The organism is Dyella sp. (genome assembly GCF_035503745.1).
Taxonomy (GTDB): Bacteria; Pseudomonadota; Gammaproteobacteria; order Xanthomonadales; family Rhodanobacteraceae; genus Dyella_B.
Map to the genome: position 1 here is coordinate 110,631 of NZ_DATJTC010000017.1, position 13,586 is coordinate 124,216.

Below are 13,586 nucleotides of genomic sequence, written 5' to 3' on the forward strand. Positions count from 1 at the left end.
CCTGCGCCAATGCAACAACGGCTACGTCGCCGCTTCCCCCAATACGCAGCCATCCCGCTGCGTTCGCTGCTTCACCCTGATAGCGTTGACGTCGGTGTATTTCCATTCGACGAATGATGACTGCTTGCTAGGACCTTCTTTGATTATTGCTCCACTGGCACCGACCAGTGACTTTTAACCATCCACAAAGAGTAACCAGTAGCGGTTTGACTGATTGCCATCTGATATTCCCTTAGAGCTGCCGATCTTTGTGTAGGCGGATCCCTGGCAGGAGTCTGCCGCCAGACCCGCAGATACCATGAGTCCACGCAAGCACGATTTACCCGGCGAGCCGCTTAGCCACCCGTTGGCGAACCAGCAAAAGGCCAAAAACCCGATCGACGAGAACGGCCTGCTCAAGCAGTTGACCGGCTGAATGGGCAGCCATGAGCGGACATGGCGCTTGAATACCGTAAGCACACGCCAGCCGCCACGAGTGGAAGCACGTGGCCACTCTCGATACGGTTATACCGAACGAGTGGCTTCCACTGGAGGTACGCGCGAAGCCTTAAATGCTGGGTTTAGGGTGGCCGCCTGTCCTAGTAGTAGCAACACAACAGAGCTCGTTAGCAAGTAAAGGAAAGATAATCGTTGCATCTCGAAGCGTATCACCAGCCACTCGCTGAGGCAGATGCCTAACACGGTGCCTATCAGCAGGCCGATCAGGCTGAGCAGGAGGTTTTCAGTGAGGAAATAGGCGAGTATGTCACCACGCGTGGCGCCGAGTGCGCGTCGCACGCCGATTTGCTTTCGCCGTTGACCCACCCAGAAACTGGTGAGGCCAACGATGCCGGCGCCAGTGATAATCAGCAGCACCACACAGATCGAACCGAGCACCATGGCGAGCCCACGATCGCTTTTGTACGCTTCAGCGCGCACTACGTCGAATGTTTGAATGCCATGCTCCGGCAAGAATACGCGCATTCGGTCGAGTTTGATCAAGGCGGCAGGTGCGTCCTTGGCGATGGTTGCGAGTTGACCGGGTTTGCTGCGAATCAAGTAGCTTCCGTCGTCGTTTGCGAGCAACGATGGTAACAACACGGCGCAGTCAACGAAGCTGGTATTTGGAGAAGGGGCCTGGAGCCTCCCGACGATGCCGATGACGGTGCTCGGTGACGGGCTGTCATTGCCAATATATATGGGTTTACCCAGCGCATTGCCGCTTGGATACAGTTTGTCGGCCAATGCCTCGGTGATAATGACTTCGGAAGCGGGTCGCTCCATTTGAGGATCGATCGCGTGTATTTCGTCTGCGCGGAAATTGCGCCCGGCAACCAACTGAACACCCATCGTAGTCAGCGTATGATCATCAACGAAATACTCCGCGGCGAGGCTGATGTAAGGCTTCACGTTGGGATCGAGGCGGATGCCTTCGGTCGTGCTCTTGTTGCCCAGTGGATACGCGTTTATCTGCGTAGCATCTTCCACACCCGGTAGCCGACGTAATGTCAGAAGGTCTGCCTTGGTCAAGGTAGGGATGATTTGGGCGCTCGCTCCTACCCAGTGGTTCTGGATGACCAACAGATTGCTTTCATCCATGCCAGTGGGACGTGACATGCGTGCAACGCGTTCGTTGATGATAAACAGCGCGTTGCAGACAATCGCAAGAGTCAGTGCGATCTGAAGCACGATCAAGACCGTGCCGGCTTTGTGCCGTTTAAGGGCGCGCAGGATGGGTTTGATCTGTAACATGCGCATCATCTCAGCTGGACTTGAGTTGCCAGGCCGGCTGCACCTGTGCGGCGCGCCAAGTGGGATAAAACGCCGCAACCACCGTGGACAGTACGGCGACGCAAAGAGTCAAACCCACCAGCGACTTATCCACGGTGGCGAGTCGCGCAATCTGTGGCTCAAATACCAGGCCGATTTCGAGCATGCCCACACCCGTCATCGCCACGCCCAGCAGCCCTCCCGCCAGCCCTACCATGCCCGCCTCGATCAGGAATTGCTTGTAGATTGCATTGCGCGATGCGCCGAGCGCGCGCCTAACACCAATCTCGGGTGCCCGGCGCATGAATTTCGCCAGCAGCAATCCAACGGTGTTGACCAGGCAGATCAGTAGAAAACCGAGCGAAACCAGTAGTGAAATTTTCGACTCCGGGGGCACGACCTGCTTATAGTCGAGCCATTGCATCATGTTGCGCAGCCGTATATTGGGCGGCCATTGGAAACGCCCTGAACGCTGCTGTTCCGCGGCATAGCCGTACAGGTAATCGTGGTACGCCGAAACGCTGGCCCTGTCGGGCAATTCGACCCAGTAGTTGATCCAGACGCAGTCGGAACGCAGCCACGTATTCCAACCCCCATTCGAACTGGTGGCACACAGATCGGCACCGATGGTAGGGATCTGCAAATCTACGGCGCGCGTAAATGGAATAAATACCTGCGTCGGATCGCCAAACCCACCGGAGGTCTTCACATCGTAGAACATGGGCTGCGGGTTCCAGTTGTTCATCACGCCTACGATGCGATAGCTGTGGCTATCCAGCACGATGTCCCTTCCGACACTGTTGGCGCCCTGGAACAGCTTGTCGTTAAGCGCACGGCCTATGACTGCTACAGCCGCATGAGCTTGATCTTCCTGCGTAGACCATCCAGCGCCATAGAGAAACGGAATATCGAACATGGCAAAGGTGCCGGCGTACGTCGCATAGCTGGTTTCCCGGAAAGGAAGGCGCGATGCATCGGGAGGAATAATCGACACGCCGATGGGATACAGGGCGGTCTGCCGCTTCGCACGGTGCGCCTGCATCAGCGCCATCGCGTCGATGTAGCTCATCAGGTCGAGTGGTTCTCCGTTGTCGTCTGAGGGGCCCGCGTTGTCGATTTGCGGCGTAAATAGTTGCGACGACTTCTGCGGAATTGGATTATTCGACGTAGCGCGGAGCACTGCGTATGTCGTCATCGACGCCGCTACGCCAAAGCCGATCGCGACAACCATGAGTGAGGTAAGCAATGGATTGCGCCTAAGGCTGCACAGACCAAGCCGAAGGTAATAAGCGAACATTCCTTTGCCCTCTCCATAATCGAAATTTGCAACGGCGAAATGTTTACGGTGATGCGCTTGGCAAAAGCTGGAGTTTCAAGCGCCATGCAAGTCTGATGCGGACTCCTAAGGGCATCGCCGTATCTCAGGCCGCGGTCGGTGCAGCTGGAAGAACTCTCAGCAAACGACATGCCAACTAAATGTGTCGTACTTGTCTTTTTAATTCAGATAGTTGCGAATCATGGGCGTTACCGGGTCGCTGTCCGCGGACACTGTCCCCGGACAGTCGGACGATTGGTCGTCTGCCTTAAAAATGTCGAGATGGGGGATGGCCCGTAGCACATGCGCGGACTGTCATTCGATGGCATTTTAGAACTGTGGGGGTAGTTGGCCGAGGGGGCACATAGAAAGCCTTCGGAGCTTCACAGGGTCACACGGATACGGCGGATAGTTACGTCCGCTCCCGACCGAGGCTGTGTGAAAAACAAAGCGGAATGTTTCATGGCCCAGATCTTGATCAAAATCGGCGGTGTAGATGTGCATCTGACCAACTCGAGGTCAGTAACTCGGTCAGATTTCGCGGAGGAGGCACATCGTCAATAGTCAACTTGCGTTTTCACGCAGCCTGGACCCAGACAGGAACTCGGCAATCGCCACCATCAGTCTCAGTCAGCAAGGCGACTTGCGCAGACGCACAAAGCTGCATACTCTCCGCACGGAAAACCCTAGGAGGCACGATGTCCAGAGCAACACCGCTGCTCTTTTTGCTTCTGATCGCCGTAGTAATCGGACTGAGCTGGCGTCATTACCAGAACGCCAGGGCACTGTTGAGTGACTGGGCCAACTCCAACGGTTTGCGCATCCTGCACGCGAAATCCAACACCTTCTGGCTATCTGTCCCGCTGTCGATGTGGCTCACCACTTCGAAGTACCAGATGATCTTTCGCATTTCCGCGTACGACGAATCCACCCATCGCATACGTACAGGCCTGGTGCGACTGGGTACGCCCATATGGGGCATCATGGATCGCGATGCGGTAGACGTGTTTTGGGACAGCGAAAGCTGAGCCTTGAGCGATCGGTTGCTCCGGGTCCCCTAAGAAGGAGCAGGACCGACTGTTTCATTGAAAATGGCCGTTTGCGACCAGTGACAGGCACTTCTTTTGCGCTAAGGAAACGAATGCCTGTGGCCAAGGCGATAGGCAGGGATCTTTCGATCCAAACGAGCCGCGATACTCGCAACCGTTGCTAGACATCTCCCCGGCCATGAAGCCTAAACTTTCGGCCAACCTCAGAAAACGCTGCCATCGTAGCGGTGAGGATGAGCAGTGCTACAAGGATCCCCCAAAGTCGCTGCAATGCGGCAGATGCGTCTGTTGACCATGCGTAATCCTGTACAAAAATCATGATGAACCCGACGCCGAATTGGGTTCCTATGTAGCTCACTTCCCCCGATCCCGCCTGGACATGTGCGGCCAGCCAGACTCCAGTGCCCAAAACGAGCAAACAGAGGAAGGGAGTATCACCGATCAGCGGTAACAGCGGGGCCGCAAACAACACGGCGCAAAAGCAGCCCAAAAGGCGATTAAACATGCGTACGTGTACCGCTTCTTCAACGTGGCCGTTTAACAAGACGAGTGGTGACACAAGTAGAACGGCAATCACCGAAACCATCGACTGCACGAAATTTGGCAACGCGTGGAAATGGTTGACAGAACCAATAAGCGCAATAGCGATGGCGCCCTGCAGTGCCTGCCATATTCGTGTGGATCGTGAGCATTCGGCGACGTGTGGCGTAAAAGAGTCGCGGGAGCTTCGCTCTGAGGGCCCGGAAAGGTTAACTGACGAAGGGCCGCGGCGAAGCAATCGTTCAATGGAAAATGACGCTGCCGAGATCGTAGCCGTTGCGAGAACCCCCACGGAAACATCCAGGACTCTGTTCACGGCAAGACTGGGGGACGAATCGACGCCTACAGCATCACTGAGCACCATAATCGCGGTGACGGTTCCAAGAACCCAACTATAGGAATAGGGTGAACCAAGCATGCAGTAAACGCCAAGGCCGGAGACGAAGGAAAGCGCTACAACGGTCAGCCCGGATTGGCGAGACGCCATGGTTGCGAGCAGCACGCCGATCGACGCGCCGATTACCGTGCCAGCAAGTCGCTCCAGGCAACGCCGAAATACCACCGTGGGGCTTGCTCTGATGAGTGCATAGGCGCTTAGCGCCACCCACCAACGCTCTTTGAGGTTGAAAATATCCGCCAGATACACGGCAAAAACAACGGAAGCGACCGTTTGCGCACACAGTTTTCCGCGATCGCCCCGTAGGGTGACGAGACGAAGTTCCGTAACGACGCCGCCAGTTGTACGACGAAAATACCGGCGTAACATCGACATCTTCATGCGGCAGGATACCTCGTCAAGTCAAACACCTATTGAGCGTCGCGCTGCCCCTCTTTTGGCGGCCCCTTACCTGAAGCACGCGCGGCGTCGATGATCGCTGCTACCGCAGTCGGATTCGACAGCATTGGCATGTGGTTTGCATCCACCTTATCACTGTCGCGCCAAGTCGCTAGCATGTCTGCTTTCGATACAAACCGCACGCCATCTTCTCTGTTATTAAGCCTTCCAAGCCGAAACGATCGCTGGAGTCGAGTAAGCCCCGGCAGCAATTCCATGAATCCCAGGCTACCCCTATGAACAGATCAAGCAGAGCGACACGGTTTTGCTCTCGTCATCGGGTCATCGGGAATGGGTCCTTTTCGATTGAGATCCGCCACTGCCTGATTGAGATTTACGTACGGCGTGTACGTCGTTCGTAGGCTAGCCATGCCCGCTTCGACTCATCAGGATAACGAGCCATTCCGCAGGCCAGCACAAACGAACTGACCAAGGCGAGGTTCGTACCTTGACCCGTAAAAGGAGAAGGGCAATGGGCTGCGTCGCCAGCCAGCACTACCGTGCCCTGGGACCATGCGGGCATATCTATCTGGGCGAGTTCTTCATAATAAAACTGCGGCATCTCTTTCAAGGCTTCAATGATCCGAAGAGAGAAGCCACCCAAGCCTGCACATTTGGGTGCCACCATTTGCTTCTGCGCACCAGCATCGTGGCTGAATACTTCGGCGCCCTTTGTGCCGTAGCCAACGCCGACGCGGAGATTGTTTTGGTCGCGGCTTGGGTACATCGCTACGCTAGCCCTTACACAGAACAACCTGCTGCTATGCCGCGCCATGCGCAATCGCTGAAAGCCCTTCAAGTCGAGCAGGTAGGTCAAAGGGCAAACTCAAACCCCGGCAAGATTATTCAGAGGACGTCGTGCATTGAGTCTGATCGGCAACCTGACCTGTCCACCGCGCCCCGAATAGTCCGGGATAGATCCCCATGCATAAGGGATCGCCGATCTTTGTGCGGTTATATTGGTCGTAGTCGACCCATATTCTGTCGCCATGAATGCCCGGTCCCCAATCGCCAACCTTTAGGTAATACGACGTGCCCCTGTGATCGTCCACGTATTTCTGCGTAACCTGACTTGGATAGGCTTGCGGTGAGTGGTAGTCCAACAGGCGATTGAACAGCGCGGCCGTTGAGCCGCCGTAGATCAGGCACAGGACGCCCAACGCCAGCATTTCACCGAGCTTCGGCCTGTCAGCAACGACCACGCGCGTTGAAGCAACATAAAATGCGAGCCATAGCAGGATGCCCACTATTGCGGCGGGTAACAGGATGTCGCCAGGGTGCAAAAGATCTGACAGCACATTTGCACCGATCCCAAGGAAAAAAAGGGCGGCCACCAACGGTAAGAGCACGGGATCTTTGCTCTTGGGTCTTAGGAACGCCATCCGTCCGCTGCGAAAACTCTCAACTACATAACACCATGGAATGAGAGCAACGCCGGTAAATAACGCAGCTTGGCTGTTAAAGCCTACGGCGACCAGCGCGATCAATAATAAACCCGAGATGATCCAAACCGTCGAGGACTTGCTTGTTTCTTGGGTATCCATCGCTCCCCCTGGGCGCTGTGGCCATTTTTTGCGGTTGAGGAGGACGCCACTTCCCACGACGTCCCTGTCGTTCTCGCGAACAGGGCTCATTCTATCCGTTGGATAGGTACAGGGGCGGTGATGCGGGGATGTTCGATTACCAAACGAGTATGGGCGTTACTTTTGGTGCACCCGTCTCGTGTATTTCTCGGCAAGCCATTGATTGAAAATAACTATTCGATCTATATGAAAATCCATAGTTTATAAAACCCGCACAAACTATGTGCCTGAGAACAACTGAACAGAACTCCATAGTTTGTACGCTTTAGTACCCCATAGTCTGCGGGTTTAGTGGGCCATCAACGCGGACTATGCGTACAAACAGTACGCATAGCTTGCACATGGTCTTGGAAATCAGAAGGTTATCGCGCATCAATTGGCTTCGATGGGTACTTACGGAGCTCCACAGTATGTACATAGCCCTTCTCTGCGCACTTCACTTGCCCCGAATCAAGCGCCGAAGCGGGGCAAGCGGCACGACGGGCATGAATTCGTAAGACATCAGCTTCTCAGCCACGAACGGCAGCTCGTTGAGAATCGCTTTGGCTTCGTCGACCGATTCGACGTTCATCAGAAAAATAGGACCGAGCTTCTCTCGGAACCAGAACTGCTCGACCTTTCCATCAAGATAGAGCTGTAGAGTGGCAGGCGCTTCGTGCGGAATGTGCTTGTCGAACAGCTCGGGAGTGAGCGCCGCGCTAGCGGTCGCAATGGCCATGACTTTCATAATCGGATTCCTTATTTGGTCGGTGGATGTCGAAGGATTGGCGTTACGCGCGGATGGGCAGTCGCGTAAGCATCATCGCCTGCATGCCCTTGGGATCAGCCAGAAACGCTTCCATCGTGCCGCGTGTCTGCGCTCCGGCAACAACTTCGTCGTTGGTTCCGGCTTGCAGTGCGTCCAGCACGTCACCGACCACCTCCGCCGTCGTCATCCTGGGTTCCGGCATGACCGAACCCATGGATGTTTCGGTTTGCACGGCAACGACGCCGATGACTTGCGTCTTCTGCGCACCGAGTTCGGCGCGCAGGCTGCGCGTGAGCGAGAGCGCCGCAGCCTTTGAGGCAGCGTACGTGGCGGCGCGGGGCAAGCTGACGTACGACAGCATGGAGAGCATGTTGATCACCGCGCCGCCACCGTGGCTTGCCAACACAGGTGCAAATGCACGCGTCATCTCCAATGTCCCAAAGTAATTGACCTCCATTTCCTGTCGCGCACTCGCCGTGTCGTTAGCTGACAAGGCACCTTCGTACTTGGAGACGCCCGCATTGTTGATGAGAAGCGTCACGTCCGTGGCGACGTTGGCGGCAGCGGCCACCTGGTCGGCGTCGGTAACATCCAGCGGGAGTGGCACCAACCGCTTGTCGCCCTGTTGAAGGAGCTCATGCAACGAAGCGGTGTCGCGTGCAGCCACATAAATCTTCTTCACGCCGCGCTTGAGCAGTTCAGCGACGAACGCTGCGCCGATACCGCGATTGGCGCCGGTGACCAGGGCAATGGAATCTTTGATGTCCATGACGAAATCCTTAGATAGTGTGGGGAGGTGCGCCGAATGCTCCGGCGCACGGGGGCTTATGTGGCATTGAGTTGGTCGGCATGAAGGCGAGCAAACTCGCCCACGGACATCGAGCGGCGACCGGTCAGAAGCTCAACGTTGTTGTCGGCGCCGGACATGTGGCCGTGCTGGTAATCGAGCATCGCGCCGCCGAAGTGCTGTACGACATACGGGGGAAGTCCCATGTCGGTGATCGACGTAACGTATTCGGCGATGGCGATGTCCTGAAACACGATCTTGCGGCCGAGCGCCTCGGAGAGTTCGACGGCCATTTGCTCGTGATCCATTTCTACCGGACCGGACAGCGGAATCGTTTTACCGATGTGGTCGTCCGGATTCTTAAGAAGTGCCGCGATGGCGCGGCCTTGATCGGCGACAGCGATGGGTGAATGGCGGCCCTTGCCAGCGGGCAGACGAAGAATGCCGTGTTGCAGGTATGGCAACTGCCAGGGATAAAGCAACCATTCGAGGAAGAACGTGGGACGAAGATGGATGACCGGCACGCCCGACCAGTTGAACACCTGTTCGGAAATGTACGTGTCGCGGCAGGAGTCGCTGGTCGATTCGCGGTTGGCCGAACGCTGCGACAGATTGATGACGGCCTTGACGCCGGCTTCCTTCGCAGCTTGTGCGAAGTTGACCGTTGCGGCGATGAGACCTGGTGCAACCGGATAGACGAAGTAAGCAGCATCCACACCCTGCATGGCATCGCGCAGTGAATTGACGTTGTTGAAATCTCCCGCCACGATCTGGGCACCCAGCGCCTGAAGCGCGGTGGCGCGCTCGTCGATCGAGCGGACCATGGCTCGGACTTGGAGACCCAGCGCGATGGACTCGCGAACGGCGGCACTGCCGGTATCGCCGGTGGCTCCTGAAATAAGAACTTTCTTGGACATGACGGTAATCCTCGGGGTGAAGTAAGGGATGGCTTGGAGCCTTCGGCGGAGCGCTTCATGTGCTGCGTTTGCGTTCCGACAAGCTCACTATCGCGCCGGCTCCTGGGGGCCGGTAGCCTTCCATTTTTGCTATCACTTATCCGCAATCCGCATGGATCTTGGCCGAGGTGGCGTCATCCAAAACCACCGATCGGAGGCACTAAATCATCGAACCTGGCAGCCTGCGTTCTACGTTAAGATCCTGTCATAGATCGGTGCGACGCCTGGCGGGTACCGAATGTCATAACCTTCCAGGGTGAAGCGGGCATGGCTGTCAAGGACATTCTTACACTCAGGCTTTACACGCGCGTCGCGCACCTGGGTAGCTTTTCCGCCGCGGCGCGCGAGTGCGGAATGTCTCAGTCGCAGGTGTCGCGAATGATTGCTGATCTTGAAGCCGCTCTTGGTGCACGGCTCCTGTCGCGCACGACGCGCGCTGTCGTGTTAACGGAAGCGGGTGCGGAGTTCCTGGTGCGTATGGAACCCATCCTTGCCGCCATGGACGATGCGGAAAACAGCGTTCGAGAGACGGGTGAACTACGCGGCTTGTTACGTGTAAGCATGCCTTCGACGATGGCATCGAGAGTCGTACTACCTCGCTTATGGCGCTTCACAGAAGCGCATCCGCTTTTGCAAGTCGAAATTATTCTGGAAGACAAGCTCCAGGACATGGTTCGCGAAGCCATTGATGTCGGCATGCGCGTCGGTAATTTGCCGGATTCTGCGGGCACCGCTCGACTCGTCGGCCACATGCGGCGGGTCATCGTTGCGTCCCCTACCTATCTGGACCGTCACGGCACTCCACAAACGCCTGAAGAAATTCTTTCTCATCGCATCGTCGGTGGCCCGGCAAGTCCGGCGTCCTGGCAGTTCGAGCAAGACGGGACAACGAGCGCCATCTCACCACGTCCGAATGTCGTGACGAACGATACGGCCGGTGCCATCGCGGCGGCTGCGGCAGGATTGGGTATTACCTCGACGATGTCCTGGGCGTGTCGCGAGGAATTGAATCGCGGCGAGCTGGTGGCACTGCTTGCTGGATGGAAGACGCCCATACTTCCCGTGCACGCTTATTTTCCACTTGGTCGTGCGACGCGGTTACCGGCGCGAGCGTTTGTGGATTACATCGCAAACGAGCTTGGCGAGCTAGATGAATTGCGAAAGGCAGAGGGCTGATTGTTTGCCGATGCCCTTCTGTGTTGACGAGCGCGTTATAGGCTCATCAGTCAGAAGACGCGGCTAACTTATCGCCAACCTTGACGTGCGCAAGACTACTACGTAGAACGCCAACGCTCTTCGTCCCATTCATTTTTTCAAAGTGCCGTTGTGCTTCTTGCCAAAGCGGTGCTGCTCGTTCAAAAAGCACCTTGCCTTCAGGCGTGAGCTCAACAATGCGGCTACGGCCATCGGTCGGCGATGGCTGGACGCGCACATAGCCGTCACGCTCCAAGAAGCCAACCATCTTTCCCATCGCCGTCCGCTCAACGTCGAGACGTTCGGCGAGACCGTTGACCGTTGTGCTTTGTTGTTCGTTCAACGTCGCCAGGAGGAGAAATTGCGTGATCTTCAGCCCAGTGGGCTGAAGATGCGCATCGTAGAGGCGCGAGATCTGTCGGGCGGCCTTTCGCGTGGCGAAACAATGGCATTGATCAACGCCAACAGCTTGGTTGCCCGACAGCATTTCACACTCTCCTCGATCCATATAATCAGCTTTAGTGCTTGACGCACCCTTCAGACGAACGCAGTCCGGTTCTTTTCGATGAACTGGGTAACCGAAAGCGCCGGTGTGCCAGTAATCTTTTCGATCACGTCATTAGTGCCTTGGAAAATACCTTCCCTATAGTTCTGCGCAACCTCAACAAGATGCTGCACAAGGAACGTGGGGAACTTATACAGGTTTTCCATTTTTTCCTTGAATTCGTCGATGGACGCTGGGGCATACTCGATCTTTGCACCGAGAACATCACTCATGGCCGCCGCAATCTCGGTATGGTTCATTTCGACCGGACCGTGCAAGGTGTAGACCTTGCCGCCGTGTTCTGCCGGCTTGGCCAAGATATGCGCGATGACGCGGCCTTGGTCGTCGGCACTGATCGGAGCGTGACGTCCATTTTCAAACGGGAACTCGATCCTTTTCTTGGCCCAGATTTCCTTTGCGAAGTGCGGATACACAAGCCAGTCGGCGAAGAACGTGGGGCGCAGGTGTGTCGTAGGGACGCCTGACCCATCGAAAACGCGCTCGGAGACCCAATGGTCTTGTGCCGCATGACTTGTTGATTCTCGGCGCGCCGAGATTTGCGACATATTCACGATGGCGCTGACGCCAGCCTCTTTCGCAGCCTGCGCGTAATAGGCAGCAGCGCTGATGATCCCCGGTGCGATCGGATGGAGGAAATAGGCAGAACCGACCCCTTCCATGGCCGCACGGATATGGTCGATGTCGGTGAAGTCACCCACGGCGGTCTCCACACCGCGTGCTCGAAGCGCAGCCGCGCGCACATCATCTGAGCGCACGTAAGCTCTTACACGCTTGCCCAGGCGCAATAGTTCGTCGATGGCCGCGCCACCGGTACGGCCGGTTGCTCCGCTGACAAGAATGACCGAATTGTTCATGACTGGATCCTCTCAGAAATATAAGAGCATATGCCCGTAATGGCAAATATAAGAGCATATGCTCTTATATGCAAGAGGTAGATGCCTCAATGGGCTCAAACTCCCGCTAGGGCTCAGCGCGGCCTCCGTTTTTGACAGGTTCTTCAACGGCTATCCGGTGCCGCTCATCCTTCGAGAGGGCCGTTGGTGGGCTCGGACACCAGTCCCCATGAGGGACGCTCCAGCGGGTTCAAAAACCCAGACACTAACTGGAAAGCAATCGTGGCCATGCCGTCTTTGCAGCGGATTGTTAGCCGGACGTCGAGTCGATAGAGTTGCGCGGAATCAGTCGCTTATCGGCCGCGTTCAGAAAGGCGGCAAGGATGTATAACCGGGCATCATCGTCCGTCTATTAGGTAGTTAGGCCTTATCCATATGATTCTTCCGATGATGGGTCTGTTGTTTGTCGCTTTCGCTGCCGCGCCCCTTGGCGCCGCAATGCTTTACTTCGTGCATCCACGGCGCCGGCTCCTGCCGCTGGCACTGATTCCAGCTTTGGCCGCGGTTGGTTCGCTTCTTTTCTGCTGGGGTTTAGCTGTCGGTTTAGAACGGTTCTTCGCTTCGCAGCAGGCCGGCGGCATTGGCTTCTTTGGCGGCTACGTTCTTGGCGGGTTCCGACCCATAACGGACATCCGCATCGCTGAAGGCCCGCTTCCGACCGGGAGCGGTCGCAGCAAAAGCCCCTTCTAAATCACCGATTCGAGCACGCTTTATGACCACTCGGAGTAATGGCAAGCCACAGTCGGAAGGAGCCACCCTGGTTGTCTCTGCCGGTTTCGTCATCCTTCTTGCGCTGTTCGGCTGGCGCATCTTTCCTGCATGGGACCGCGTCAACAATATGCGGATTACCCTGGTGGTCTTACCCGGGATATTGCGTGCCATTAATCTCCCTGCAGACCAGGCACAGACGGCATTGACTGCGCCGGTTCGTGTAGGCCGTGGGGCCGTAAGCGCGGTAGACCTGGGCATCATCCAGGCTGCCCCGGACGGCGATCACAGCAGGGTATTCTGGAGCCGCCTGCCCCTCGGAGTCTGTGAAGGATTGCAGGTCCACGCACGCGAAATGTCCACTGATTTCACGGGCCTGATTCTCACGGTACCCGGGCATACGTGGCGCGACGCCAAGGACGTCCTGGTCACGAATTGCAAGTCCTTACCTGCTGGTTTCACTCTGACGGTGGAGCGAAAAAAATGAGATTTTGCAGGCTGACCAATCGGAAGTCCGCTTCCGATCCGAAGCAGACGTGGTCTACCGAGTTCATCGGATTGTCTACAGAAATCAGCCTACGAACCGGCACTAACCTCTTGATTTAGCGGTAGTCCCGTTCGGGGTTGAAAACACCATAGTTTGTAAAGGTCGAAAACACCAAAG

Annotated in this window: 14 protein-coding genes; 4 read left to right on the forward strand and 10 right to left on the reverse strand. The window is 56.4% G+C overall.

Annotated features, from left to right (window positions below; translation table 11 throughout):
* Positions 1–504: 504 nt before the first annotated feature.
* Both VME63_RS06500 and VME63_RS06505 read right to left on the reverse strand, forming a co-directional pair.
* A complete protein-coding gene (locus VME63_RS06500) occupies positions 505–1,731 on the reverse strand; it encodes an ABC transporter permease (RefSeq protein ID WP_325431467.1) in 1,227 nt (408 codons plus the stop codon).
* 10 nt (positions 1,732–1,741) lie between these two features.
* Positions 1,742–3,046 (reverse strand): ABC transporter permease, encoded by a 1,305-nt coding sequence (locus tag VME63_RS06505; RefSeq protein WP_325431468.1) that lies wholly within the window; start codon positions 3,044–3,046, stop codon positions 1,742–1,744.
* 716 nt (positions 3,047–3,762) lie between these two features.
* On the opposite strand from VME63_RS06505, the gene VME63_RS06510 reads away from it, so the two are divergent.
* On the forward strand, positions 3,763–4,092 hold the full coding sequence (locus VME63_RS06510) for a hypothetical protein (RefSeq protein ID WP_325431470.1): 330 nt from the start codon (positions 3,763–3,765) through the stop codon (positions 4,090–4,092).
* A gap of 181 nt (positions 4,093–4,273) precedes the next feature.
* On the opposite strand, the gene VME63_RS06515 is transcribed toward VME63_RS06510, so the two are convergent.
* From VME63_RS06515 to VME63_RS06540, 6 genes are all read right to left on the reverse strand, one after another.
* Positions 4,274–5,431: an FUSC family protein gene (locus VME63_RS06515; protein ID WP_325431472.1), complete on the reverse strand. Its 1,158-nt coding sequence runs from the start codon at positions 5,429–5,431 to the stop codon at positions 4,274–4,276.
* 391 nt (positions 5,432–5,822) lie between these two features.
* Complete coding sequence (locus VME63_RS06520) at positions 5,823–6,305, reverse strand: FAD-dependent monooxygenase (RefSeq protein WP_325431474.1); 483 nt, start codon at positions 6,303–6,305, stop codon at positions 5,823–5,825.
* A 25-nt stretch (positions 6,306–6,330) separates the two neighbouring features.
* Positions 6,331–7,032 (reverse strand): hypothetical protein, encoded by a 702-nt coding sequence (locus VME63_RS06525; RefSeq protein ID WP_325431476.1) that lies wholly within the window; start codon positions 7,030–7,032, stop codon positions 6,331–6,333.
* A gap of 475 nt (positions 7,033–7,507) precedes the next feature.
* The gene (locus tag VME63_RS06530) at positions 7,508–7,798 is read right to left on the reverse strand and encodes a hypothetical protein (RefSeq protein WP_325431478.1); all 291 of its coding nucleotides are present in this window, start codon (positions 7,796–7,798) and stop codon (positions 7,508–7,510) included.
* A 43-nt stretch (positions 7,799–7,841) separates the two neighbouring features.
* Positions 7,842–8,588, reverse strand: coding sequence for an SDR family NAD(P)-dependent oxidoreductase (locus VME63_RS06535; protein WP_325431480.1), 747 nt, complete (start codon positions 8,586–8,588; stop codon positions 7,842–7,844).
* 56 nt (positions 8,589–8,644) lie between these two features.
* Positions 8,645–9,523, reverse strand: a complete 879-nt coding sequence (locus VME63_RS06540) for an NmrA family NAD(P)-binding protein (RefSeq protein ID WP_325431482.1) — start codon at positions 9,521–9,523, stop codon at positions 8,645–8,647.
* 306 nt (positions 9,524–9,829) lie between these two features.
* On the opposite strand from VME63_RS06540, the gene VME63_RS06545 reads away from it, so the two are divergent.
* Positions 9,830–10,738, forward strand: a complete 909-nt coding sequence (locus tag VME63_RS06545) for a LysR family transcriptional regulator (RefSeq protein WP_325431484.1) — start codon at positions 9,830–9,832, stop codon at positions 10,736–10,738.
* A 46-nt stretch (positions 10,739–10,784) separates the two neighbouring features.
* Here the strand turns inward: VME63_RS06545 and VME63_RS06550 are convergent, their stop codons facing one another.
* Both VME63_RS06550 and VME63_RS06555 read right to left on the reverse strand, forming a co-directional pair.
* Positions 10,785–11,243: a MarR family transcriptional regulator gene (locus tag VME63_RS06550; RefSeq protein WP_325431486.1), complete on the reverse strand. Its 459-nt coding sequence runs from the start codon at positions 11,241–11,243 to the stop codon at positions 10,785–10,787.
* A gap of 50 nt (positions 11,244–11,293) precedes the next feature.
* Positions 11,294–12,175 (reverse strand): NmrA family NAD(P)-binding protein, encoded by an 882-nt coding sequence (locus tag VME63_RS06555; RefSeq protein WP_325431488.1) that lies wholly within the window; start codon positions 12,173–12,175, stop codon positions 11,294–11,296.
* Between the two features lie 414 nt (positions 12,176–12,589).
* Here VME63_RS06555 and VME63_RS06560 point away from each other — a divergent pair, with 414 nt between their 5' ends.
* On the forward strand, positions 12,590–12,904 hold the full coding sequence (locus VME63_RS06560) for a hypothetical protein (RefSeq protein ID WP_325431490.1): 315 nt from the start codon (positions 12,590–12,592) through the stop codon (positions 12,902–12,904).
* Positions 12,905–12,926: 22 nt separating this feature from the next.
* Positions 12,927–13,409 (forward strand): hypothetical protein, encoded by a 483-nt coding sequence (locus VME63_RS06565; RefSeq protein WP_325431492.1) that lies wholly within the window; start codon positions 12,927–12,929, stop codon positions 13,407–13,409.
* The last annotated feature ends 177 nt before the right edge of the window (positions 13,410–13,586 follow it).